This window comes from bacterium, assembly GCA_035295165.1.
In the GTDB taxonomy this organism is placed as follows: domain Bacteria; phylum Sysuimicrobiota; class Sysuimicrobiia; order Sysuimicrobiales; family Segetimicrobiaceae; genus JAJPIA01.
Map to the genome: position 1 here is coordinate 36,318 of DATGJN010000061.1, position 24,784 is coordinate 61,101.

The following is a 24,784-nucleotide window of genomic DNA, read 5'->3' on the forward strand; positions in this document are numbered from 1 at the left end:
TCACGCAATACGGAGGGACGAATGCAGGAGATCCGCAACGAACGCACGCTGATTCTGATCAAACCCGACGGCGTCCAGCGCGCATTGACCGGCGAGATCCTCGCACGCCTGGAACGCGTCGGGCTCAAGGTCGTCGCGTTGAAGTTGGTACGGGCGGAGCGCTCCATCCTGGAACGTCATTACACGACCGACGAGGAGTGGGTGCGCACCATCGGCGGCAAGACCCGCGAAGCATTCGAAAGCTACGGCATGGACGTGACGCAGGTGATGGGCACGGACGACCCGCTGGAAATCGGCCGGCGGGTCCGCGAATGGCTGATCGACTTCATGCAGACGTCTCCTGTGGTCGCGGCTGTCCTCGAAGGGGTGCACGCCGTCAGCATCACGCGCAAGGTCGTCGGCAACACGCTTCCCGTGTTCGCCGCACCTGGGACCATCCGCGGGGACTTCTCGGCGGACGCCCCGACCGCGGCGAACGCGGGGCGCCGACCCGTCCGAAACCTGATCCACGCCTCCGGGACCGTCGAGGAGGCCGCGCACGAGATCGGGCTGTGGTTTGCGCCCTCGGAGATCCACTCGTACCGTCGCGCGGACGAGGGCGTGATGTTCGGGGAGCCCGGTGCCTAGCGTGTTGTTGTTCCCCGCGCGGGGAACAATCAAGACGGACGTCGTCGTGCGGGGCGGATCCAACCCGGCGCCTCGCGAACGCGCGCGCATGCAACGCCATCTGGCGATTCGTGTCGGGGTTTCGATGCTGGCCGCGGCGCTGCTGCGGCTTCCGCCGCCCGCATGGGCCGCCACCGCCATCTACGTGCCAGCGGGAACCAGGGTGGGTGTGCGGTTCGTGACGCGCGTGGACTCGAGCACGGTCACTCAAGGCGCGCGGGTCGGCCTCAGAGTGACGGCGGACGTGATCGGGGGGCGGCACGTCGCCATCCGGGCGGGCGCCCCGGTGTCCGGCATCGTCACGCAGGTAACCAGGCCCGACACGTTCGGAACACGCGACAAGGTGGTGATCGGGTTCCTCAGGGTAAACGGCACCGATGGCCACCCGATCGTGCTCAGAGATCTCGTGGTCTCGAAAGAAATGGTCGTGAGCAAACGCACGAGCGTTGCCGATGCGCTCGCGGCACGCCCGACCGGCCAGTTGGTCGGCGCGCTCGTCAGCGGCGGACACGTCATCGTACCGGCCGGCGCGAGCGTGACCGACACAACGGCCGCGAGCGTGACCGTCGCCGCCCCGTAGGAGCCCGCGAGTCCGCAAGCGACCTCGCCGCCCGGTCGCCGCCTCCCCGCGCATCCGCGGCGCGGTCCCATGACTGCGCGCCGGCGGGCCGTCCGCCCAGGGGCGGGGGCGCGGCCCGTCGAACACGATTTCGTGAATCGGCGTATTCTCGCGACCCTCAGCTACGGCCATCTCGCCACCGACCTCTCACAGGGGGGCCTCCCCGCCCTGCTCCCGGTGTTCCGGACAGAGTATCATCTCTCGTACACGGAGCTGGGACTGATCGTCCTGCTCGCGAACGTCAGCTCGTCGGTGATCCAGCCGGTGTTCGGCGTGCTGAGCGATCGGGTGAAGATGCATTGGCTGATGCCGGTAGGTGCGCTGGTCGCGAGCGCTGGCATGGTCCTGGCGGTCGCGGCCCAGCACTACGCGATGGTGGTAGCGATGATCTTCGTCTCCGGACTGGGGGTCGCCGCGTTCCACCCCGAAGGGTACAAACATGCGGGACTTGCGAGCGGCCCCCGCCGCGCGACCGGGATGTCGTACTTCTCGGTCGGGGGAAACCTCGGCTACGGCCTCGGCCCGGCGGCCACCAGCATCGCAATCACCGTGTGGGGGAAGTACGGGATCACCTACATCCTTCCGTTCGCGATCATCGGCGCGATCTTGATGTGGCGCATCGTGTCACCGTGGGCGGCGTCGGCACCCGGCGGCGACGCGATCGCCGCGGCGCCCGTCCGCTCGCGGGAGTCGATGCGGACCGGGATGTCCCGCGGGGCGGTCTGGATCGTCGGCCTGCTTGTGACATTTGTGGTGCTGCGGTCGTGGGTCCAGGTGGGCACCGCGAGCTATATCCCGCTGTACTTCACGGGAATCCGGCACATGAACGCGACCTACGCCGGCGTGCTCGTCAGCGTGTTCCTGGGCGCCGGCGGGATCGGCACACTGCTGGGCGGGATGGCCGCGGATCGGTGGGGGCATCGCCGCATGCTCATCATCTCGATGGCAGTGCTGCCGCCGTTTCTCTGGCTGATTCCGCGCACCATGGGGGCGTGGCCGATGCTCGCTGCCCTGATCTCCGGCATGGCCGTCGTGAGCACGTTTGCGGTCGCGATGGTCATGGCGCAAAACGCGATCCCGCACCGGATCGGCCTGATCTCGGGGCTGATCATCGGGTTCGCCGTCGGCATGGGCGGGGTCGGGACGACCGCGCTCGGTGTCGTCGCCGACCGGTGGGGCGTGTTGAGGGCCATGGACATCACCACATTGTTACCCATCGCAGCCCTCGCGATCGCGCTGATCCTCCCGAAGGACACCCATCCGAGGTGGAACCCGATGCCGAGCGGATCACGTATGTCTACCAGCGGCGCGGACGCGCAGGCAGGAGAACGGTGATGGTTCACCCGCTGCTCGCAGGATCGCGACTGGGACGTCGGACGCTACTCCGGCAAGCGTTCGCCGCGGGCGCGGCGGGCGCCGCGTTGCTTGCGGATCTCGCCGGGCGGACCGTCTGGGCGGCCCCGGCCGCCCCGCCCCCGCCGCCCGGGTCACCCCCGAACAAGGCCGACGCCAAGGCCGTCACGGTCTCGCCTCAAGACCCCGCGATCACGGCCAGCGCCGTGGAGTATCCTGGGCTCATCGGCACGATGCAGGGGTATCTCGCGGCGCCGGTCGGCGGCGAGACCTATCCGGGCATTCTGGTCCTGCACGACGCCATCGGCCTGACCGAGCACATCCGCGATGTGGCGCGGCGGTTTGCACGGGTGGGCTACACGGCGCTCGCTCCGGACCTGCTGTCCCGGCTCGGAGGCACCGCGAAAGTGGGGGAGCAGGCAAAGGTCATCGCCGCGTTGGAAGCGATGTCCGCGACGGACTATCTCAACGAGTTGAACGCCTCGATCCGCTATCTGGAGGCGCGACCCCAGGTGTCGAAGACAAGGATCGGGGTGATCGGATTTGGACTCGGCGCGAGCCTGACCTTGTTCTTGATCAACGCGAACAAGGACATCAAAGCCGCGGTCGTCTTCCCTTCGCAAACGCCGGATCCGACCGCCGCGCCGCAGATCACCGCGCCGGTGCTCGCGCTGTTCGGCGACGACGACAAGTCCGCCACCGACGGCCTTCAGGGGTTCGACGACGCGACGAAGAAGGCGGGCATCGTCTGGCAGTCCAAGGTCGAGCCGAAGGCCGGCCGCGGGTTCTTCGACGACGCCCGCACGACCTACGTCGCCGACGCCGCGAAGGACGCCTGGAAGCTCACCTTGGACTGGTTCAACAAGTATCTCCAGAGCTAGGCGCTCCGGCAGACCGGGCATCGGCACCGCGCGGGAGGGTGCGATGAGGATCGCAGACGTCAAGATCTACGTCATGGGATCGTCGTGGCGGAACTTCGTGCTCGCCCGTCTGCGGACCGACGACGGGCTGGAAGGCATCGGCGAGGCCCGCCCCGTCAACCGGGAGGAGGCGGTTGCCGCGTACCTGGAGACCGCCGTCCATCGCTACGTGATCGGCAGCGACCCCTTCAACATCGAGGATCTGCTCCTGCGGGTAACGCGCAACGACTACGAGGTACCGGCGGCGGTCGAGATGACCGCGCTGGCGATCGTCGAGATGGCGTGTTGGGATCTGATCGGCAAGGCGGTCGGTCAACCCGTGTACCGACTGCTCGGCGGAGCCTGCCGCGACAAGATCAAGGCGTACGCAAACGGTTGGTACCAGGTGGCCCGCACGCCGGACGAGTTTGCCGCGGCGGCGCGCCGGGTCGTCGCCCGCGGCTATCGCGCCATGAAGTTCGATCCGTTCGGGGCGGGGGCCGGTGAACTGGAGCGCCACGAGCACCTGCGATCGGTTGCGCTCGTCGAGGCGGTGCGGGATGCGGTCGGCCCCGAGGTCGAGCTGTTCGTCGAGATGCACGGCAGATTCACGGCGTCCCAGGCGACGGCGCTCGCCCGCGACCTCGAGCGCTTTGCGCCGGGGTGGATCGAGGAACCGGTGCCGCCCGACCAACCCGGCGCGCTGGCGCGCGTGGCCGCGCACACCACGATCCCGATCGCCACGGGGGAGCGGCTCCACACTCGGGCGGCGTTCCGGGATCTGCTGGCGGAGAACGTCGCCGACGTCTTGCAGCCCGACCTCACCCACTGCGGCGGGCTGCTCGAGACGAAGAAGATCGCCGCGATGGCCGAAGCGTACGGCCTCGTCGTGGCCCCCCACAACGTGAGCGGCCCGGTCGGGACCGCCGCAGTGCTCCAATTGGCCGCGTGCATCCCGAACTTGAAGATCCAGGAGTACTTCAACGACTTCGCGGAACCGTTCGTCAACGACACCGCGTTGGGGCTCCCCCAGGTCACCGACGGCTACTTCCGCCTCCCGACCGGCCCCGGGTTGGGCGTGACGCTGAACGAGGACGTGATCGAAGCCCACCCGTACCGCCGGCAACACTTCAACCTGTTCGCCGAGGATTGGCAGCGCCGGCAGGCGAAGACCGTCCCATGAGCGCCGCCGTCGACGCCCACGAGGCCCTCGCGACGATCCTGCGCGGGCGGGTCGTGCCGATCGTCCGCACGCGCTCCACGGCGTGGGCGGCGGACGTCGCGGAGATCCTCGCGACGTCCGGGATGGACGTGATCGAGATCACGTTCACCGTCCCCGACGCGCCGGCCGTGATCCGATCGCTCCGCGAGCGGTTTCCGGAGATCCTCATCGGCGCCGGCACCGTCACCGACGCCGCGACGGCCGACGCCGCCGTGGACGCCGGGGCGCAGTTCCTGTTGAGCCCGGCGCTCTGCCCCGGGATGGTTCAGGTCGCGCGGCGGCGCGGCGTGCTGGCCGTTCCCGGCGCGTATACGCCGACTGAGGTGCTCGCCGCGGTGGACGCCGGCGCCGAACTCGTCAAGATCTTCCCCGCGGAATCGGGCGGGCCGGCGCACGTACGGGCGCTCCTCGGCCCGCTCCCGCACGTGCGCCTCCTGCCGACCGGGGGCGTGCGGCCCGACAACATCCGCGAGTGGCTGGCGGCGGGTGCTGCGGCGGTCGGCATCGGCTCGGCCCTTGTCGGTCCCGCGGATCAGCCGGTGAATGCCGCGGCGGTGCGGGCGCGGGCCGAGGTGATCACCGCGCAGGTCAAGGGGGTCCGGCAGGGCGGGAGCGCGTGAGCACCGCCCGGTTCGACGTCGTCGGGATCGGCGAAGCGCTCGTCCGGCTCACGCCCCCCGGCGCGGACGTCTTGGAGACGGCTGCCGCCTACACGGTGCAGGTCGGCGGCGCGGAAGCCAACGTGTGCGCCAACCTCGCCGCCCTCGGGGTCCGGACGGCGTGGATGTCGCGGCTTCCGGCGAACCCGCTCGGCCGGCGCGTCGCGAGCGCGTTCGCGGGGTTGGGTGTCAACGTCGACGGCATCCGTTGGGCGCCGCAAGGGCGGGTCGGCCTCGTATTCGTCCAACCGGGTGCGCCACCGCGGAGCGGCGAGGTGCTGTACTATCGCCTGGACTCGGCGTTCTCGGAGATCGACGCGGATGAGATCGCGTGGTCGGTCCTCGACGGCGCCTCCCTGCTTCACCTCACCGGGATCACGCCGGCGCTCGGCACCGGGCCGCGCCGGCTCGTCGAGCGGGCGATCGTCGAGGCGCAACGGCGACGCGTCCGCGTCTCCTTGGATGTGAACTATCGCGCCACGCTGTGGACGCCGGCCGCGGCGCGCGAGGTCCTGGAACCCCTGTTGCGCGAGCGCGACGTCGTCTTCCTCAACGAGCGTGACGCCCGTGCGGTGTTCGGCGTGGAGGGCGATCCGGAATCCACCGCCGGCACGTTGCGCCAGCGATTCCACTGCGGCACGCTGGTGCTGACGCTCGGCGCGGCCGGCGCGCTCGCCCGCGACGGCACCGGGGTGCGGCGGCACGCCGCGTATCCCGGCGAAGTCGTGGACCGGATCGGGCGCGGCGACGCGTTCGCCTCCGGGTTCTTGTACGGCTACCTCCGGGGCGACGTCGACGCCGGGCTGAGCTACGGAGCCGCGATGGCCGCGCTCAAGCAGACGTACCCCGGCGACGTGTGCCGGGCGACGCTCGCCGAGATTGAGGCCGTGCTCGGCGGGCAGCCCGGCGGCTTCCGCCGCTAGCACGTCGCGCGGTTGCGCGGGCCGGCCGCGACCCGGCCGCACGCCGCGGCGCGGGCTTCCGCCGGGGGCGCGCACCGGCGGCGCCTTTGCCGGGCCCAGCGAGGGACGCGAGGCAATCCTCGACCGAGCGGCACGCATGGTGGATCGCGTCCGTCACCGCGTTCCGCGCCCGCACGAGGTCCACGCGCAGAAACCTGCCTGCGTCGCTGTCCCCACCGATCGACGGGAGCGTTGCGGCCGGTTGCAGGCCCGGCAGGAACACGGTCTCGAGCGCGGGATCGTGCGCGTACCGGCCCGCGGACGTGTATGTCGCGGGAACCAGGGACCGACCCAGCGCATGGATGCAGGTGTTGATCGCCGCGGCCGGCGCACCGCCGTTCCGGCCGCGCGCGCCGGCGCGGGACAGGCGCCGGCACAGCGTCTCCAGGCGGGATGCCGCTGCCACGGCGGGCGTGAGGTCGAACGACGGGCCGGCCGCCCCCGCGAGCAGCGCCAGTTGTTCGCGCAGGTCCGTCGCCGCCGCGTCGTAGTCGAGCGGTACCACGGGATCCGTCAGGATCCGGTCGAGCGCCAGCACGAAGATCTTGGCGTCTCGCACGAGCCGCGCCGGATCGATCTTGTCGAGCGTATCGTGCGGCGTGTGCCACCACCACCCGAGCGTGCCGTCGGCCTGCCGAGAGATCGAGCCGAAGATCGAGGGGACCCCTACGCCGAGGAACGACTGATCGGAGTTGCGCCCGACGCGGTGGGCGTCGAGCTCCGCCGCCGCGACCCGGCGCACCGCCCAGCTGGCGACGCCGGCCGTTTGCGGCATTGAGTTGGTGCCGAAGTCGTCTGCGTCGACCGCACCCACGGAGTCGATGTTGACGTGCAGCAGGCAGCGCGCGCGCAGTTCGAGCCAGTGCGTGTCGGCGTACCACGCCGATGACGAGTAGCGCCCGTGGGAGTGACCGGACCAGAACGCCAGCCGCAGCCCGCGTCGCAACCGCTTCCGATGCGGCGCCAGCACGCGCGCGACCTCCAGCATCGTCGCGTTCGCGCTGCCGTTATCCATCGCGCCGACGTACCAGCTGTCCAGGTGCCCCGAGAACAGGACGAATCGGTCCTCAGCCTCAGCGTGCCCGGGGGTGAGATCGGCGACAACGATCGGGGTCGTGGTCCAACCGGTCTGCACCTCGGCCGTGGCGTGCACGTCCACGCGACCGGCCCGACAGAGTTCGCGCAGCGCCTCTCCGTCCGCGCGGTGCACCGAGAGCAACACCACCTCGGGCAGCTCCTCCGCCGTCCGCCGCGACGGGTTCCCCCACACCGGCGAACAGCACATCTCGTGTGCGTGCCGGCCGCTGATGCAGACGATGCCCGCAACGCCGGCCGCGGTGGCGTTCACCGCGAGCTGCGGGGTCGCGCGCCCCTCGACGAGCGCGAACTTACCGGCGGCCCCCGCACGTTTGTGTTCGTCCACGCCGCCCTTCCCCGCATAGACGAGCTCCGCGGTGAGCCCCCCGCGAGGCGTCGGCATGCCCATCGAGTGGGTGATCACCGACAGCGCCCGGGCCTCGGGGCTCGTGACGCGCAACGTCGCGGCGCCGGGCAGGCTGATGTACGCGTCGTGCACGACGAGCTGCGTCGCGTAGCCGAACGCCTTGAGCTGCCGCGCGACGTACTCGGCGGCGGCCCGCTCGTCGCTCGTGCCGGACAGACGCGTCCATTGGGCGATCGTGCGGTTGAACGTCGTCAACTCGGACTGCGAGACGGCCTCCAGATCGATCACCGCGCTCCCTCCTCACGTCGGCGGGCAACGGGCCGGCGGGCAGCCGGGTCCATCGTTCCGCCTGTACCGCTATCAACATTCGAGTAGGCACAGGGTTCCCCTGGAACGCGCGTCGCGGTGCGCGCATCGCAAGCGCGCGGGCGTTTCACGCGCCGCCAGGGCGCGCCGAGCGGCAGGAGTCGCCGGACGGTCGGGTCGAACGTACCGCGGCCGGCTCCGAGGACGCGAACACGGCCGCCGGATCAGGAGGAGATCATGCCAGGACACGATGCCGGACGTCTCGCTCGCACGCTTCGAACCGACCGACTCAGCCGTCGCGAGGCGATCGTCCGACTGGCCGCGCTCGGAGTGTCCGGCAGCGCCCTCGCTGCGGGCCTCGCCACCGCGTCCCGGCCGGCGTGGGGCGCCGCGCCCGGGAAACGAGGTGGCAGCGGCGCCCTCAAGCTGCTGTACTGGCAGGCGCCGACGATCCTCAACCCCCACCTGTCCCACGGCACGAAGGACTTCGAAGCGGCGCGCCTCTGCTGCGAGCCGCTTCTCACCGTGGACGCGGCGGGCAACTTCACCCCGGTGCTCGCGGCGGGGGTGCCGTCCCGCGCCAACGGGCAGGTCGCCCCAGACGGGACGTCGGTGACCTACAAGCTGAAACGCGGGGTCGCCTGGGCGGACGGCCGGCCGTTCACGGCGGACGACGTCGTGTTCACCTACCAGTTCGTCCTGAACAAGGAGAGCGGCGCGACCACGTACGGCAGCTACACGAACGTCGCGAAAGTGGAGCCGCTCGATCCGTACACCGTGAAGGTCACGTTCAAGGCACCGACGCCCGCTTGGTATCTCCCGTTCGTCGGCACCAACGGTCAGATCGTCCCGCGCCACGCGCTCGACGCGTACGTCGGCGCCAACGCGCGGAACGCGCCGTTCAACACCAAGTCGTTCGGCACCGGCCCGTACAAGGTCGACGTGTTCAGACCAGGGGATCTCGTCGTGTACTCGATCAACGAGACCTATCGCGAACCCGACAAGCCGGCGTTCGACCAGATCCAGCTCAAGGGCGGCGGGGACGCCACGTCGGCCGCACGGGCGGTGCTGGAAACCGGCGAGTACGACTACGCGTGGAACCTCCAGGTCGAGTGGCCGGTGCTGCAGCACCTCGCCCAGGGGGGCCGGGGCGCCGTCATCACCGGCGACGGCGGCGGCGTGGAGATGATCTTGTGCAACATGACCGACCCGAACAAGGAGATCGACGGGCAGCGTTCTTCCCTCAAAGCGCCGCACCCGTTCCTGACCGACCCGAAGGTCCGCCAAGCCCTGGCGCTGGCGATCGACCGGCAGACGATCGCCAAGGAACTGTACGGGCTGGAAGGCGACGCCACGGCGAATGTGCTGACCACGCCTACAAGCCTGGCCTCGAAGAACACCAAGATTGTCTACGACGTCGCGAAGGCGAACCAGGTCCTCGACGAGGCCGGCTACCGGCGGGGGCCGGACGGCGTCCGGGCGAAGGGGAGCGTCAAGCTCCAGATGACGTTCGTCACGACCGTGAACACGCTGCGGCAGAAGGAACAGGAGATCGTCAAGGCCGGCTGGTCGCAGCTCGGGATTGTGACCACGCTCAAGTCCGTGGACGCGGGCGTGTACTTCAGCACGAACCCCGGCAACAACGATACCGACGCCCACTTCTACACCGACGTCGAGATGCTCACCTCAACGTACGGCTCGCCGTTCCCGAGCGGCTACATGACCCGCTACTACAGCGGGGACCCGGCGAAGGACCTGCCGCAGAAGGAGAACAACTGGTCCGGCTTCAACTACCCGCGCTGGCAGAACGACGAGTTCAACAAGCTCTACGACCAGGCGCAGCGCGAGCTCGATCCGAAGAAGAACGCGGAACTGTGGATCAGGATGAACGACCTGGTCGCGTCCCAGGCGGTGTCGATCCCGCTCGTCGACCGCAAGCTGGTGTCGGCGCACGCCTCGAGCCTCGACGTGGGACGAAACGTGAGCCCGTTCGACAACGAGACGCGCAACATCGCGGACTGGCGGCGCCGCGGATAGCCCGGTCAGCGCGTCCCGAACTGAAAGTTGCTGTACTGCGCCTCCATCGACGCGCCGAAGCGTGAGGTCTCCAGGTATTGATACACCAACACCCACGCGCCCGACATCCGCTGGTATCGCTGGACGCTGTCGATGTCGCCCCACGCATACCGCAGCGTGCCGTCGGTGACGAGCCCGCGGTCGTAGTCGATCCAGCCGATCATGCCGCGTGGATTGTTCTTCGGGTTCCGCGCCGTGCCTTCGACCAGGTAGAACGGATGGCCCTCGACCAGGCGCCAGCCGAGCACCCAGAACTCGAATCGTGCCAAGAACTGGGACGGTGGTTCCGTGCCCTGGAAGAGACGCCCGATCATGAACTTGTTCAAGACCCAGCACTGAAAGCCGCCGGTGCTGCGCCCGATGCTGACCTGCTGCCGGCCCTCCACGAGCTGGATCGTGCCGTCGAACTCACAGTCGGGCGGCTCGGTCACAGGCTTGTTGAGCCGGAACTTGAACCGCACGTCCGCCGCCGCGACGCTGGGACCACCGGCGTTGGCGTTGAGGAGGCGGTCGACGACCTGGTCGGAGGTCGGGATCAGCGGCGCCGCGTCCGCCGTCATCAACGCCGCCGCGACCACGGGGATGGCCAGCGCGAGGCATCCGAGTCGTCTTTTGAGCTCACGTGCGACCATGATAACCCACCTCGTCTTCCTGGCCGAGGCCGACCGTTCCTACCTCTCTCGGGCCGCCTCCGACGGCAACCATGCCCATTTCGGGGGCCGGTGAGCCGCGCCGAGCCCTTGTGCGGGCCGAGACGTGGCGTTAGTATGAAAAAGTGCTTCGCGCAGATCGGTAGGGGTTGCCTCACGTGAGCCAGATGCTCTCGCCCGCGGTACGCCGATATCAGGGACTCGCCGTCGCGACCGCCGTCGCGGCGTACCTGCTGGTTCTCCTCGGAGGGCTGGTCCGCATCACGGGGTCGGGCATGGCGTGCCCCGACTGGCCTCTGTGTCACGGCCGGTTGGTGCCCCCGCTCGAAGGCCCGATCTTGATCGAGTACGCGCACCGCCTGGTCGCGGCCTCAGTCAGCGTGCTCGTCCTCGCCACCGCGATCGCCGCGTTCGCGGCGCGACGTGCAGTCCCGAGAGCCGGCCAGACGGCGGTCGTCATTCTCGCCCTGGTGGCGGTGCAGGTCGTGTTGGGCGGCGCGACCGTTAAGATGAATCTCACGCCCCAACTGGTCACGATGCACCTCGGCGTGGCGATGCTGTTCCTGGCCGGCCTGCTGGTCCAGGCAGTGATCTCGCTGCGAGGCTCCGCGGAGCCGCTGCCCGTGTCGGCCTCGTTCCGCGGGCTCGCGTGGCTGACGCTGGCGGCGACCTACATCATGATCCTGATCGGGGGGGTCCTCGGATCGAGCGGCGCGGCGCTTGCGTGCCCGTCCCTGCCGGCCTGCCGTGGATCCGTGTTTTTCCCGCCGGACTGGCAGGCGCACGTCCACATGCTACATCGCGCCTGGGGCGTGATCGTGACCATCCTCGTCCTCGCCACCGCGGCCGCGGCGGCGCGGACAGGCGTCCGCGGTCTGGCCGCGGTGGCCAACCTCGCGGTCGTCCTGGTGCTCGCCCAGTTCGCCGCCGGCGTCCTCAACGTCGCCACCCGACTGTCGCCGACGGTGCAGGGCGTGCATCTCGCGCTCGCGGCCGCGCTGTTCGGCGTGTTGGTGGTGCTGACCACGCTCGCCGGCCCGCAACCGAAACCGGCGCGCGCGGGTGTGCGGGCCGGATCGAAGACGTTGCGCACGATCGCGGGGAGTTCCGTCGACGACCCCGCCGAGGCCATTGCCTGGACGTCGATCCCCGATCGCCCGTCGGCGGTCCGCACCCTCTCGGCGGTGGCCCGAGACTACCTCATGCTGATGAAGCCGCGGATCATCCTGCTGCTCCTCGTCACCACCGTGACGACGATGATCGTCGCCGCACCACATCACCTGTCGCTGTCCATCTTCCTGCTCACCGTGCTCGGGGGAACGCTCGCCGCGGGCTCCGCGAACGCGTTCAACATGTACCTCGACCGCGACATCGACGCGGTGATGCAACGAACGTGCCTGCGCCCGGTTCCGTCGGGCCGGCTGCGTCCCGCGCAGGCGGTGGGATTCGGGATCGCCACCGGCCTGCTCTCGATCGTCGTCCTGGCGTGGGGCGTGAACGTGTTGAGCGCCGCGCTGTCGACGGCCGGCCTCGTCTTCTACGTGGCCGTGTACACGCGATGGTTAAAGCGAACGACCCCGCAGAACATCGTCATCGGCGGAGCCGCGGGCGCGGTGCCGCCACTCGTCGGTTGGGCCGCAGCCAGCGGACACCTCGCGGCGCCGGCCGTGGCCTTGTTCGCGATCGTGTTCCTGTGGACGCCACCGCACTTTTGGGCGTTGGCGCTCGCCAAGACCGACGACTACCGCGCCGCCGGCGTGCCGATGCTGCCGGTCGTCCGGGGCGAACAGGAGACGCGTCGGCAGATCTTCCTCTACTCCCTCGCGCTCTCGGCCTCGACGCTCGTGCTCTATGCGCCCCTGCATGCTCTGGGACCGCTGTATCTCGCGCTTGCCGTCGTCCTCGACGCCGTGTTTGTGCTGCTGGCGTGGACGGTGCTCACGAAGCGCAGCCCGCGCGCGGAGATGAACCTGTTCGGGTACTCGCTCCTCTACCTGGCCCTCCTATTTGCGGCCATGGTCGTCGACCGCATCCTGGGATAGCCTCGCCCGGGAGCTCAAACGGCGGCCGGCGAGAACCCGCGCGTCCCGGGCAGGAGCGATGGGATCGCCCCTTCGTGCTCCAGCAGCCGCCGCTTCGTCCCGAGCCCGCCGCCGTATCCCACGAGCGACCCGTCCGATCCCACGATCCGGTGACACGGCACGATGATGCACACGGGATTGCGCCCGGATGCCGCGCCGACCGCTCTGGCGCCTCGGGGGCTGCCCACCCGCTCCGCGAGCGCGGCGTACGTACTCACGGACCCGATCGCGACGTGCCGCATCGCCCGCCACACGGCCAACTCGAACACCGTCCCGCGCACATCGAGCGGCGGCTCGTCGAGGGCGTCGAACCGACTCGCGAAGTAGCGCGTGAGCCAGGTGCGCGCGCCGTCGAGATGCGCGTTGGCGCCCTCGCTTCGGGTTATGCTCGGATACCAACGCCGCAGGTACGCCGACTGCAAGGAGAGCCGCTCGTCGCGCTGAAACTCCAGCACGCACAGTCCGCGCGACGTCGCGATCGCGACTAACGGCCCGACCGGCGTCTCGATCGTCGTCGTCCACAACTCTTGCGCCACGGGCGTCCTCCGGAGGCATCGATGCGAGCGCAGAGACTACGCTACGGGGTCCCAGGGCCGCGATCCTGCACCCCGGCCGGGGCCGGATCGGGGGGGCGCGTGCGATGAACGGATCCCGCCCCCGCGTGATCGTCGTCGGGGCCGGGTTCGGCGGCCTCGCCGCGGCCCGCGCGCTGGCGAGGCATCCGGTTCACGTTACCGTCATCGACCGGAAGAACCACCACACGTTCCAGCCGCTGTTGTACCAGGTCGCGACGACCGTGCTGTCGCCCGGCCAGATCGCCTACCCGATCCGGCGCATTCTGCGCGGGCGCCGGAACGTCGACGTGATCCTCGGTGCCGTCACCGAGATCGACGTGGCCGCGCGGACGGTCCGCCTCGCCGATCGTGTGTTGCGGTACGACTACCTCATCGTCGCCACGGGCGCGCGCCATTCGTACTTCGGGCATCCCGAGTGGGAAGCGCTGGCGCCGGGGCTCAAAACCGTGGAGGACGCACTTGAGATCAGACGCCGCGTCCTGCTGGCCTTTGAGCTCGCCGAGCGCGACGCCGCCATCGGCGGCGATCCAGCGGGTCCGGGACCGGCGTTCGTCGTCATCGGCGGCGGACCGACCGGCGTGGAGCTCGCCGGAGCCCTCGCGGACATCGCGCGGCGGGCGCTGGCACGGGACTTCTCGCGCATCGATCCCCGGGACGCGCGAATCGTGCTCGTCGAGGGCGGCCCGCGCATCCTCCCGGCTTTCCCGGAAGATCTGTCGCGGAAGGCGGTCGAGCAACTGACCCGGCTCGGCGTCGAGGTCCGCACGTCCACAATCGTGACGGCCGTCGAGCCCGGCGTGGTGCGAACGCGGAACGAGGCCCTCCCGGCGGCGGTCGCGCTGTGGGCCGCCGGCGTCACCTCGTCGCCGCTCGGCACGCAACTCGGGCAAGTGGATCGCGCGGGGCGCATTCGCGTGGCCACGGACCTCAGCCTGCCGCATCACCCGGAGGTCTTCATCGTCGGCGACCTCGCGGCGTTCGGCGCGGAAGACGGCTCTCCCCTGCCGGCCCTGGCCGCGGTCGCGACCCAGCAGGGCACGGTCGCGGCGGCCAACGTGTGGAGGAGCGTGCGCGGGAGTCCCCGGGCCACGTTCCGCTACGCCGACAAAGGCACCCTCGCCACGATCGGCCGCCGGGCCGCCGTCGCCCAATTCGGCCGGTTGCACGTATCGGGGTTCGCGGCGTGGGTGATGTGGCTGTTCGTCCACCTGTTGCTGCTCGTCGGCTTCCGCAACCGTCTCGCCGTGCTGTCCGAATGGGCGTGGGCCTACTTTACGAGCGAGCGCAGCGCGCGGTTGATCACGGGGAGCACGTCGCTGCCCGGAGGGGATCCCGGGACAGGACGACACAGCGCTTGCGGGACGGGGGCGCCGTGAGCACACAAGTTTGCGGGGCCGGGGATCGCCCGGCCCCACAAACGACACCCCGCGCCGGGCGCTTTGCGGGATAACCCCGAGCAGCCCTCCGTGCAGGCCCTCGCGCGGCAAGGGGAGGTCGACCCGGCAAGAGATCACCGGCGGGCGATCCAACCGTCCGGCGGCCGCCGCAGCACCGGCGGCCGCGTCAGGGGAGAAAGCGCACTCCGAGGCTACCACGCCGAGATGACGGGACGATGACGCAAATTTGCAGATCCTGCGCGGACGTGGGTATACTTGGGGCGCGCTCTGTGGGGAGCCGGGATTTGCCGATCGAGATGGTGAGTGTATCGATGCATCTCCTGTTGATCGAGGACGATGAGGCGCTCGGAGACGTGGTCCGTCGGGGGTTGGAGAGTTACGGGTACCGCGTGGAGTGGGTGCGGGACGGCGCCGAAGCCTACGACATCGCGAGCGCCGGAGCGTTCGATGCGTTGATCCTGGACCTGATGCTCCCGAACCTCGACGGCCTGACGCTGCTCCGCGGCCTGCGGGAAGCCGGGATCCGAACACCGGTCCTCTGTCTAACGGCGCGCAGCGGCGTGCGCGACCGGGTCGCCGGGCTCGACGCGGGCGCGGACGACTATGTCGTCAAACCCTTCGCGTTTGAAGAGCTGCTGGCGCGCCTCCGCGCGCTGCTGCGGCGACCCCAAGACTTGTTTGTCCCGGAGGCCTTGGTCTTCGGAGCCCTGCGCCTCGAGCCCGCGGAGCGGCAAGTCACGGTCGAGGGGCGGGCGCTGGACGTGCCGCCGAGAGAGTTCGACGTCCTGGAATATCTGTTGCGCCACGCCGGCCGGGTGTTGTCGCGGGACGCCATCCTGGAACGGGTCTGGGGGCCCGGCGAGGCGCCTCGGGCGAACGTGGTCGACGCGACGGTCTCCCGGCTCCGCCGCCGCCTTCGGGGCAGCGGCTGGACGGGACAGATTGCGGCGGTCCCCGGACACGGGTACCGCATCGCGACCGCGGACCAGCGCCCCACGCCGTGAGCCGCCTCGCGCCTACCTTTCATCTCCGGCTGCTCCGCCGAAGCCGGTGGCGCGTCGCCCTGCTGGGGGCGCTCGTGGTCACGGGGGTGCTCGGCGCCCTGGCGTCGGGCGCGTACGTGACGCTCAAGAGCGCTACCTACGCCCGCCTGTACGAGCGGTTGGAGATCGCGGCAATGCGCGTCTCGGGCATCGAGGGAAGCCAGCTCTACGTCGTGGTCGACGAGCGGGGCCGACCGCTGGTCGGGATTCCTCAGCTGGAAGGCTCGGTGGCGTCGTGGGAAGGGTTCCGGATCGTCACCGACCCTCAGGTGGGCGCGTTTGCGGTCCTCCATGTGCCGATCGCCGGCGGCGGCATGCAGGTGATCGCCACTCCCTGCCAGGAGGAGATCAGCGTGCTGCGCGAGGTGCTGCGGGTGCTGACCGCGCTGACGTTGACGGGGGGCCTCGTCGCCCTGCCCGTCGGGTATGCGCTCGCGGGCTTGGCCCTTCGACCGCTCGACGACGCGGTGCGGGAGCGCAGCGAGTTCGTGGCGCTGGCGTCCCATCAGCTCCGCACGCCGCTCGCCGTCATCAAGACGTCCGCGGAGCTGGCGCAGGCGGGACGGGGTCTCTCGCCCGATGAGGCGCTTCGCACGATTGCGCAGCAAACCCAGCGGATCGAGGCGCTGGCGGCGCGCCTCACCGCCCTCGGCCGCGCTGAAACAGACGCGAAAACCCAGGTCGCGCTGATCGATCTCAGCGAAGTCGTACAGGACGTGGTGACAGGTCTTGCGGCGGCGGCGCAGCAGAAGGGCGTCACGGTCGGCGTCGAGGGTGAACCGGCGTGGATCCGCGTGGACCGCGACGCCGCCGCCGACATGATCACGGCGATCGTCGAGAACGCGATCCAGTTCTCGCCGGCAGGCGGGACCGTCTCGGCGCGCGTCCGCGCGCATGGCGGACACGCCATCGCCGAGGTCGAGGACCGCGGGCCCGGGATTCAACCGGAGGAGTTGCCCCTGGTGACGGACCCATTCTATCAAGGCCAACGGGCCCGCGGCGGCTATGGGCTGGGGTTGGCGATCGCACGAGCGGTCGCAGAGCGGCACGGCGGACGGCTCACGATCGAAAGCGTCGTGGGCCGGGGGACCACCGTGCGAGTGTCGCTTCCCGCCCGACCGGCCCCGCCCGGTGTTGCGCCCGCGTAGGGGATGAATCGTATGCGGGGAAACGGTCAAGGGACTGGCGTACAATCCCCTTCCGTAAGCGCGAGGGGGTTCGTCGCGGGCGGGTGGCTCTCGTCGGCGCCCATGTGCATGCCGCGCCGCAACCGACCCGCACGCCCTATACCTTCGTGTTCCTCTTATCTGCCAATTATCTGCCAACCAGCCTAGGAGTAGTGCCCAGAAACTGAAGCCAAGAAAAAGGCACAGGGTGTCCAAGCTCAGGGCAAACCGATACTTCAGCAATAGCAGTATTATTAGTCCCGCTGACAACCGGAAGAACCCCAAACCGAACTCGCGAGTTTGGGCTATTTTGATCTCGTGATCATCGGACGGTGCATGGTCTCTGAGAAATTGAACAGATGAACCATGCTCATATCCAAACACATGCCAGATCGGAAGTAGGGAAAGTCGTTTAGGATATCCATTGCAGCCTGTATAATCCCTGCGTTCAGGTGCTGGTCCGCGGAGTCTCAACAACCCCATGCTATCCGCGGATGCAACTCTTTGCACCTCCTTACGAATGTGGGGTCGATGTGAATCCGCGATAGGTCAGATAGATGCCGACAATAAGTGAAATGGCCGCGTACACGTAGAAGAGCTGCTGATAGTGCAAATTCGCAAGGAACAATCCAGCTTCCATGTCCTGCGGCAGGAACAGAAAGAGCAGACCCTTGAGCAGCGCTGTCCAACCGATCAGGGTGACAATCACCGCCAGCGCGCCACCCGACCAGATATTGTGCGCGAGAACCATCGCCAACCCAGCGCCAAGCGTGATTACACCGACGACAAACATCGCGGGGGCGTCATGAAGAAGGGCCGTTACCGTCACCACGGTGGCCTGTTTGTGAAGGATCATGGATAGCGCTACGAGCGTACAGTATAGCCCGAGCAGCCTGCTAAGAAAAACCGTGAGCGGCGACATGGCGCCCTCCAACTTGAGTCGAAACGCTACGCCGTGCCACGACCACGCCGTGGAACGGGACGTGCGACAACGTGAACTACGTCATGAAAGGTATCCCAGATGCAAACTGTTCTGTTTCTCGTACCGCCGACCCCGAGGATTGAAAGATTTGGTCCACTCATTGGACGCACAAAAATTGCACCGAAATACTGGCTCCTCGGGTAGGACTCGAACCTACAACCCTCCGGTTAACAGTCGTGGCCTAAGATGCGCCCGCCCTTATTTTCCACGAGTTCCCGTGTCTTGCCTCCGTTCTGCGGGAGGTGCAATGGAGGTGTAGCCTATTGACGCGCTCACCGCTCGGCTCCCGCGCCGCCGGCTCCTGCATCCCCGGGAGCACGTGCGCGTAGGTGCCGAGCGTGAACTGGGCCGAGGCGTGCCCGAGCCGCGCCTGCACCACCTTGATGCTGACGCCCCGCTGTAGGAGATAGGACCCGTGGGCGTGGCGGAGGTTGTGAATCCCGCGCCGTCGGGCAATCCCAAACACCGACACAGTGGCTGGAGGTCGCGCAGTCGGAAGTTGTGGACGCGGGCGGGCTTCCCGGTCGGCTGGCAAAACACGAGGCCGAGATCGTGCCATTTGGGGCATTGTCGCCGCGGGCACGCACCCCCTTGCTCACACAAACCATGCCGGCCGAGACGCCGGACCCGCTCCGTCGCCCGCCGCTCGCGGACGGCGCGCAAAGGAAATCATTCGCCGCGATGCTACTGAACCCGCAGCGTTTAAGCACAAGGCGTGACTCATCAATATCAATCTCAATCGGACTGCCGCTAAACCTTCGCTGTACGAGGCCACTCGGCACGCGTGGAAGATAAGTTGATCTAATGTCAAGCAGGCCGAGGTGATTCTGGCAGTCATTCAGGGGCTCATTGTCGGCGCCTTTGTTGCAGACGACTGGTTGCCTGCAAGATCAGCGAACTTTCCAGGCCCCGAGGATGTACCCGGCCGGTTTGGCTTCGTAGCCGGGAGGCTCCTATGGAAATACAAAGGGCGTACGTGAGCAAGCGCGTTCCTGATGAATAAGAGGCCCGGATTCTCGCGATCGCGGACAGCTACGACGCGATGACCACGTATCGCGTCCACCACAAAGCATTGTCGCATGAACGGGCCATAGTGGAGTTACGCTGCGAAACAGGACGGCAATTCGATCCGCAGTCGGTCAACCTGCTGATCGAACGTCTGACGAGCGAGAACAACGAGCCAAGCGAACACCACTCTCGCGGGTGGGATCGTCCGGGGCGAGATATAGACAGCAGCCGCGAGGAGAAAAGCCCGTCGAAGTCGAGTACTCAGAATGCCTCGCCGACGAGCTGCATTCAACGTCGCTGAAACGCCTCCGCAGATGTCTGGCGTTCAGCACCCATTGGCACAACGAGGATTACTGTCGCGTTACCGAGAGCCCGTTCCCGAGTCGTCGCCGGGGGCGGGCTCGTTTGCCGCGGATGGGCGGGCAGGAATTGAATGAGCCCCCGTCTTAGTCCAACGCGTTTCCCTCCCCGGCGTGAAGTGGATCGCGACAACCCGGCGCGCCTTCACACGGCTTGGACTCGATAAGCCAGGGCCGACGAGCTTTCCCGCGCCCTTAGCCCATGCTGGCCGAACCGGGGAAAGCAGCGTTCGACCATGAGGAAATGGATTGATGAGCCGATGCGGGCACGTTCGGAGTCTTCGCCGGTATCCGCGAGAGGAGGTGATGGACTGCGCCACAAAACCTAGCAACGCAATGTGCTGCGATAGAACCAGCGCATTCAAAACGTTCGAAGAGGAGAACCAGAATGGCCCAGACGACTGTTCACGTACGAAATATTCGCGGGGCTTCGGCGGCGGTTGGCTGGACCGGACATCGCACGGTTACGGTAGACCGAGCCGAGCAAGCAGGCGGGATGGGCCTCGGGTTCAACGGCGGCGAGTTATTATTGTTAGCCATTGGAGCATGTTACACAAACGACCTGTACCGCGAAGCGGCGAAGCAGCAGCTCACGATCCAAAGCGTGCAGGTGGATGTGGATGCTGATTGGAGTGGCGATCCTGTTCGGGCGCAGAATGTGTCTTTCTCCGTGAAAGTCGAAGCCCGTGCCAGCGAGCGGGAAATCCTCGATCTGATCACCCACACCAATCGAGTCGCAGAAATCCATAATTCTCTTAGAATGGGCACAGCTGTTGAACTCGGCAAGACAGAAGCAATCTCAGTCAGGTAATAGAAAGGCCCACTTCAAAGGGGAGCGCGTCAGCGCTGGGCCGGTAGGCAGCGGGCTTTCAATGGAGACTCGCAAGATGATCCCCGAAGAACTCAAAGCGACCCGTGCCGAGACCTGTCGGTTCGCGCCAGTGCCGACTCTCCGAGACCACTGGGGCGAGCTGCGTACAGATTTGACGCCACACTAGGTGAAACCCACACTCGTCGTTGAAGTGGTATACCGCCGGTTCGCGGACGCGGGCTACGCCATGTGTCTCTGAAAGCACTACGAGCGGAAAAGGAGCCCCACGAGGTTCGGTTTTCCTAACCGACCTGGTTGACTTGCTGGCCGACATCATGAGACGGGGAATCGGCGTTCTCAGGCGAGTAGTCGAGGCGGTGGTGCCCGAGCCTGCGCTCATCGCGCTTGCCGCCCTGCGCGGGCACAAGCGGACATTCGGTGTGTATCCGAATCTCATCTCTCCGAAGACATTCAGCGAAAAGGTGCTGTACCGCTTGATCTTTGATCGACGACCGCTGTTGATTACGCTGCAAGACAAGTACGCAGTGCGCGACTACGTCCGGGACAGAATCGGGGAACACATGTTGCCACGACTCTACTGGGTAACCAAGACGCCGGCGGACATTCCGTTCGACGATCTTCCGGACAAATTCGTGGTGAAGGCCACGCACGGCAGTGGTTGGGTCCATCTCGTTCCCGACAAGGCACGCCTTGACCGGCGCGACCTCCTGGATAGATGTACATGCTGGCTGCGATGGAACTATTACAATTACGCACGGGAGTGGGCGTACAAACATATCGAACCCCGGATCATCGTAGAGGAGTTTATCAGCGACGGTAGGGGGCCGGCCCCTGTGGACTACAAGTTCTACGTTTTTGGCGGCAAAGTTCACTTGATCTATGCGATCATCGGGAGATTCATTGACGTTCGAAACAATGGGTACACGCGCTCCTGGGATCGAATCGAGATGAAGACGCGGGGGAAATCAATCGACCAGCCGATGCCACGCCCACCCCATCTCGATGAGATGCTCGAGTACGCTGAGAGACTCGGTGACGGGCTCGACTTTCTCCGCGTGGACCTCTACGACGCCGGCAAAGTGTATTTCGGGGAAATGACATTGTATCCGAGCGCGGGCGGTGAGTTCTTCGACCCAAAGTGGAATCGTTATTTTGGCGAGCTATGGAATCTTCGGGTTCGTTCGCTTCGTCGCGACAAGTCCGATAGTGTAATCTCGACGAGTCCTCAAGGACCGCATCGGCACCGCAGCTGAGGGGCGGCTGGATCGTCGAAGCCGCGCGATAGACGGCCGCCTGAGGCACTCGCCGTTTCAGTCTGCACTGCCATTGGCTCCGATCGCCTGTTCATCGACGACAAATTGTCCACACCATGCTAGCCACATTGTCCCGATTTTCCGCGAACGAAGAAGCCGGATTGTGAGGGAGTTGAGGCCATGGTACAAGTAGTGACGGAGGCGCAAACCCTCCGCCAAAAACCCCGACTTCAACGCTCGAGCCCCCCGTCAGGCGTACTTCGGGAGTCCTCTGGAGAACGACTAACCGGGCGGCGCAGGCGACAAGACGGTGAGAAGCCGGGTTGGGGAGCGCGCCTCCCTGAAATTTCTCGGGGGTGACTCAGTGGCAATCGCGGCGAAAAGGCTGAAGTCGTGCGAGCTCTCCGAACCCAACCTGACGGCGTTACGAGATGCGACGGTGTTGCTCACGCGCTACTTCTTCGATGCGGTGAACGAGCTGAGCAAAGGCGTGCCCAACGAAGACACCTGGACGTCCGAATATCTCCCCTCGAAGTATCGGGCTTCGTACGATGAGGCGTTCGCCCGTCAATTCCTCACAGGTTTCCTCGCGATGAGCGCAAAGCTCTGGGACGGCGGTGCATTTCGCCCGGCATGTGTGGGAGAACAACTCGCCTTTCACGCCCTACTCGATTTCGCTCAGGCGACGCTCGAAGCTCGTGGCACGGAAGCGGACTTCGGCCTGCTGTGGGATCTCGCGTACGATGACTTGGGAGCGAAGACACTTGTTCGCGTTGTCCAGCGTGATCGATCCGCGGCTCGAGTTCCGCGAATGGTTCCGTCCCTTCAACGACGAGGGCGTGGTTCATCCGTCGATTCGGTTCCGGGATCTTGTCCTGACACGTCTCTCGTGACGGAAGAGTAACCGGAACGCAGGACGACTTGAGCGCCGAACAAAAGCAATCCCCATGTGCGGCCGCCCCGGTATCTAGCTGATCCCCGGACTCGTCGCACAATTCTTTCGGGCGGGCTATGAACCGGATCCGCGAATCGAGCCCACGTGGAACCTCGCCCCCAGTCAAAGCACGATGGTGGTGTTGCGCGACGTCGAAACCGGGAGCCGTCGTCTTGAGCGCCTCCAATGGGGATTCCTGCCACGATGGGCCAAGGATCCGATGCACACCCGGCGCCAGATCAACGCTCGCGGGGAAACGGTGACTACCTCGGGCCTTTTCCGTGACGCCTTCGCGAAGCGGCGGTGCCTCGTTCCCGCGTCAAACCTCTACGAGTGGAAATCGCAACCCGGGCAGCGGCAGAAACAGCCCTACGCCGCGCCGATGGCCACTTGTTAGCCCTCGCGGACCTGTGGGAAGCGTGGCACGACGCTGACAGAGATAGCTATCTATGCACGTTCACGATCGTGACGACGGAAGCCAACGGCGAGATGGCGCAGGTTCACAATCGTATGCCCGTGATCCTCGAGGAGTCCGACTGGCCCGTGTGGTTGGGTGAGACGGAAGGCGACCCCAAGAGTCTCATGCGGCCGGCATCGGAGGGAATGCTTCGCATTTGGCCCGTGAGCCGCAAGGTGAACAGTCCCGCGAACAACGGGCCCGAATTACTTGACGTGGTGAGTGAACCACAGCAAAGCGGCCTCGCTCTGAGACAAGCAGGTTCGCACTATCCTCGGGCGGCGGCTCGCTCTCGTCCGGCGGTGTCGGAGCAACTTCCTCAACTCGCGGGATTGCCCGTCGTTCCCGCCCCACCCTCGCGAGGATCACTTTCTTGGCTGCCTCTGTTAGTCGTGTCACCTCTTGCGGAGACAATGCTTCAATCGGGCCGGTGACGCCCTGCTTCCGCAGCCACGCTTTGGCTCGTGCCTCCATATTACCCTGTGCGGTGGACGCGCCGGCAATGAACGTTAGGAAGTCCTTGTGGGTGATGTAGCCGCCTTCTACGGTTCGAAGGAAGCCGGGAAACTCATGCTCAGCCATGCTTGGCCTGTTCCTGGTGTTCGGTACGCGGCTCCTGCCGAACGCGGCTAGCCCAAGGCAAGGATGGGTACTACCTAACAATAAGTGTGGCGGAGCGGTTCCGGGCCGGGGAGTCAGCGTTCGTGCCGGCTGTTACTCACGAATGCACCCGTGCGGCGGGGTCTCGTGGGTTTGAATCCCACATCCCTCCGCCACACCCGTTCACCCGAGGTAGACAGGAGTCACTGTTCGGTGCAGGGGTCCTGCCGAACGAACACTCTCTGGCTCAGACGTGTGGCGGCTACGCTGGACGCAACTCCGACGTGCAGTACGCACAGCGGCTTGCCTTGAGCGGGACCGCGGAGAGACAGAAAGGACACTCACGCGTCGTGGGGACTGTTGTGGGTGCGGGTCGCCGCATCCTGTTGATCTGGCGAAGCATCAGGAAGATCACGAATGCCAGGATCAAGAAGCCGATGATCGTGTTGATGAAAATTCCGTAGTTGATCGTGGGGGCGCCCGCGGCTTTCGCAGCGGCGAGCGAGGCGTACGGCCCCCCACGCAGCGGCACGAACAAATTGGTAAAGTCGACCCCATGGAGCAGGAGCCCGATTGGCGGCATGATGATATCATTTACCAGGGACGTGACGATCTGGCCGAACGCCACGCCGATCACGATCCCCACCGCCATATCCACCACGTTGCCGCGCATGATGAACTCGCGAAACTCCTTTAGCATGAGCGGCCTCCTTCGACTATCGGGTGATGCGTTGCCTCTCTAGGCCCTGGCCCGTTTCCCCGAGACCGCGCGGATGATCAGCAACAGGATCACGCCACCGATGAAAGCCACGACGATGGAACCGATGTTGAGCCCAGTCACGCCGGCATGCCCCAACTGTCTAAAGATCCATCCGCCAAGAAGGGCTCCAACGATGCCGATCACGAGGTCACCGATGAGGCCACCGGGGCCCTCACCTGGCACGACCATTCTCGCAAGCCATCCCGCTATAATGCCGACGACAATCCACGCGAGAATACTCACGCTGGCGCCTCCTTGACGGCGAATTCGAAGCAACTACCGCACGACAAATCGCGAGGAATACCTAGAAGCACGAGTGGCCTATTCTTCTGGACTGCACGCAAACCCTCTATCCCCGCCAGCGCGACTTGACGGATCCCTGGCGCTAGGTTGACCCGACATTCGGTGGTTCCTGCCGAACAACGCCGGAATCGCGCTCCGTCGGTCGTCAGGGCGCGGCCTCTAAATCTCCCCGCTGTCC

Annotated in this window: 22 protein-coding genes; 15 read left to right on the forward strand and 7 right to left on the reverse strand. The window is 66.7% G+C overall.

All coding sequences use genetic code 11. The annotated features are described in order from the left end of the window. Window positions 1-21: 21 nt before the first annotated feature. From VKZ50_09195 to VKZ50_09225, 7 genes are all read left to right on the forward strand, one after another. Window positions 22-627: a nucleoside-diphosphate kinase gene (locus VKZ50_09195; protein HLJ59893.1), complete on the forward strand. Its 606-nt coding sequence runs from the start codon at window positions 22-24 to the stop codon at window positions 625-627. Then, window positions 620-1,246: a hypothetical protein gene (locus tag VKZ50_09200; GenBank protein HLJ59894.1), complete on the forward strand. Its 627-nt coding sequence runs from the start codon at window positions 620-622 to the stop codon at window positions 1,244-1,246. The genes VKZ50_09195 and VKZ50_09200 overlap by 8 nt, the downstream gene beginning before the upstream one ends. A 69-nt stretch (window positions 1,247-1,315) precedes the next feature. After that, window positions 1,316-2,620 carry an MFS transporter gene (locus tag VKZ50_09205; GenBank protein HLJ59895.1) on the forward strand — a complete coding sequence of 435 codons (1,305 nt, stop codon included), beginning with the start codon at window positions 1,316-1,318 and terminating at the stop codon, window positions 2,618-2,620. Further along, window positions 2,620-3,519: a dienelactone hydrolase family protein gene (locus VKZ50_09210; GenBank protein ID HLJ59896.1), complete on the forward strand. Its 900-nt coding sequence runs from the start codon at window positions 2,620-2,622 to the stop codon at window positions 3,517-3,519. Before VKZ50_09205 ends, VKZ50_09210 begins: the two co-directional genes overlap by 1 nt. Before the next feature lie 43 nt (window positions 3,520-3,562). Then, a complete protein-coding gene (locus VKZ50_09215; protein ID HLJ59897.1) occupies window positions 3,563-4,720 on the forward strand; it encodes a mandelate racemase/muconate lactonizing enzyme family protein in 1,158 nt (385 codons plus the stop codon). Next, on the forward strand, window positions 4,717-5,379 hold the full coding sequence (locus VKZ50_09220; protein HLJ59898.1) for a bifunctional 4-hydroxy-2-oxoglutarate aldolase/2-dehydro-3-deoxy-phosphogluconate aldolase: 663 nt from the start codon (window positions 4,717-4,719) through the stop codon (window positions 5,377-5,379). The genes VKZ50_09215 and VKZ50_09220 overlap by 4 nt, the downstream gene beginning before the upstream one ends. After that, complete coding sequence (locus VKZ50_09225) at window positions 5,376-6,341, forward strand: sugar kinase (protein HLJ59899.1); 966 nt, start codon at window positions 5,376-5,378, stop codon at window positions 6,339-6,341. The genes VKZ50_09220 and VKZ50_09225 overlap by 4 nt, the downstream gene beginning before the upstream one ends. Here the strand turns inward: VKZ50_09225 and VKZ50_09230 are convergent. Next, window positions 6,250-8,112 (reverse strand): M28 family peptidase, encoded by a 1,863-nt coding sequence (locus VKZ50_09230; protein ID HLJ59900.1) that lies wholly within the window; start codon window positions 8,110-8,112, stop codon window positions 6,250-6,252. The genes VKZ50_09225 and VKZ50_09230 overlap by 92 nt on opposite strands. Before the next feature lie 255 nt (window positions 8,113-8,367). Here VKZ50_09230 and VKZ50_09235 point away from each other — a divergent pair, with 255 nt between their 5' ends. Continuing rightward, window positions 8,368-10,167 carry a peptide ABC transporter substrate-binding protein gene (locus VKZ50_09235; GenBank protein HLJ59901.1) on the forward strand — a complete coding sequence of 600 codons (1,800 nt, stop codon included), beginning with the start codon at window positions 8,368-8,370 and terminating at the stop codon, window positions 10,165-10,167. Window positions 10,168-10,172: 5 nt separating this feature from the next. On the opposite strand, the gene VKZ50_09240 is transcribed toward VKZ50_09235, so the two are convergent. Beyond that, window positions 10,173-10,838: a hypothetical protein gene (locus VKZ50_09240; protein HLJ59902.1), complete on the reverse strand. Its 666-nt coding sequence runs from the start codon at window positions 10,836-10,838 to the stop codon at window positions 10,173-10,175. Between the two features lie 185 nt (window positions 10,839-11,023). On the opposite strand from VKZ50_09240, the gene VKZ50_09245 reads away from it, so the two are divergent. Continuing rightward, entirely contained in the window at window positions 11,024-12,898 is a 1,875-nt protein-coding gene (locus VKZ50_09245) for a heme o synthase (protein ID HLJ59903.1), read from the forward strand. Between the two features lie 14 nt (window positions 12,899-12,912). Here VKZ50_09245 and VKZ50_09250 read toward each other — a convergent pair whose 3' ends face one another. Next, window positions 12,913-13,473 (reverse strand): methylated-DNA--[protein]-cysteine S-methyltransferase, encoded by a 561-nt coding sequence (locus VKZ50_09250; protein ID HLJ59904.1) that lies wholly within the window; start codon window positions 13,471-13,473, stop codon window positions 12,913-12,915. Between the two features lie 104 nt (window positions 13,474-13,577). Here VKZ50_09250 and VKZ50_09255 point away from each other — a divergent pair, with 104 nt between their 5' ends. From VKZ50_09255 to VKZ50_09265, 3 genes are all read left to right on the forward strand, one after another. Next, entirely contained in the window at window positions 13,578-14,888 is a 1,311-nt protein-coding gene (locus tag VKZ50_09255) for an NAD(P)/FAD-dependent oxidoreductase (protein HLJ59905.1), read from the forward strand. 332 nt (window positions 14,889-15,220) lie between these two features. After that, complete coding sequence (locus tag VKZ50_09260) at window positions 15,221-15,913, forward strand: response regulator transcription factor (GenBank protein ID HLJ59906.1); 693 nt, start codon at window positions 15,221-15,223, stop codon at window positions 15,911-15,913. Further along, entirely contained in the window at window positions 15,910-17,100 is a 1,191-nt protein-coding gene (locus VKZ50_09265) for a HAMP domain-containing sensor histidine kinase (protein ID HLJ59907.1), read from the forward strand. The genes VKZ50_09260 and VKZ50_09265 overlap by 4 nt, the downstream gene beginning before the upstream one ends. A gap of 532 nt (window positions 17,101-17,632) precedes the next feature. Here the strand turns inward: VKZ50_09265 and VKZ50_09270 are convergent. Beyond that, window positions 17,633-18,040 carry a hypothetical protein gene (locus tag VKZ50_09270; protein HLJ59908.1) on the reverse strand — a complete coding sequence of 136 codons (408 nt, stop codon included), beginning with the start codon at window positions 18,038-18,040 and terminating at the stop codon, window positions 17,633-17,635. Window positions 18,041-18,281: 241 nt separating this feature from the next. Then, window positions 18,282-18,668 carry a tyrosine-type recombinase/integrase gene (locus VKZ50_09275; protein ID HLJ59909.1) on the reverse strand — a complete coding sequence of 129 codons (387 nt, stop codon included), beginning with the start codon at window positions 18,666-18,668 and terminating at the stop codon, window positions 18,282-18,284. A 1,187-nt stretch (window positions 18,669-19,855) separates the two neighbouring features. Here VKZ50_09275 and VKZ50_09280 point away from each other — a divergent pair. The 3 genes from VKZ50_09280 to VKZ50_09290 all read left to right on the forward strand — a co-directional run bounded on the left by VKZ50_09280 (window position 19,856) and on the right by VKZ50_09290 (window position 22,456). Further along, window positions 19,856-20,278: an OsmC family protein gene (locus tag VKZ50_09280; protein HLJ59910.1), complete on the forward strand. Its 423-nt coding sequence runs from the start codon at window positions 19,856-19,858 to the stop codon at window positions 20,276-20,278. 380 nt (window positions 20,279-20,658) lie between these two features. Then, window positions 20,659-21,552 (forward strand): ATP-grasp fold amidoligase family protein, encoded by an 894-nt coding sequence (locus tag VKZ50_09285; protein ID HLJ59911.1) that lies wholly within the window; start codon window positions 20,659-20,661, stop codon window positions 21,550-21,552. Window positions 21,553-21,916: 364 nt separating this feature from the next. Continuing rightward, window positions 21,917-22,456, forward strand: coding sequence for a hypothetical protein (locus VKZ50_09290; protein HLJ59912.1), 540 nt, complete (start codon window positions 21,917-21,919; stop codon window positions 22,454-22,456). Between the two features lie 1,349 nt (window positions 22,457-23,805). On the opposite strand, the gene mscL is transcribed toward VKZ50_09290, so the two are convergent. Both mscL and VKZ50_09300 read right to left on the reverse strand, forming a co-directional pair. Beyond that, window positions 23,806-24,243 carry a large-conductance mechanosensitive channel protein MscL gene (mscL, locus tag VKZ50_09295; protein HLJ59913.1) on the reverse strand — a complete coding sequence of 146 codons (438 nt, stop codon included), beginning with the start codon at window positions 24,241-24,243 and terminating at the stop codon, window positions 23,806-23,808. Between the two features lie 39 nt (window positions 24,244-24,282). Further along, entirely contained in the window at window positions 24,283-24,546 is a 264-nt protein-coding gene (locus VKZ50_09300; GenBank protein HLJ59914.1) for a GlsB/YeaQ/YmgE family stress response membrane protein, read from the reverse strand. Window positions 24,547-24,784 lie beyond the last annotated feature (238 nt).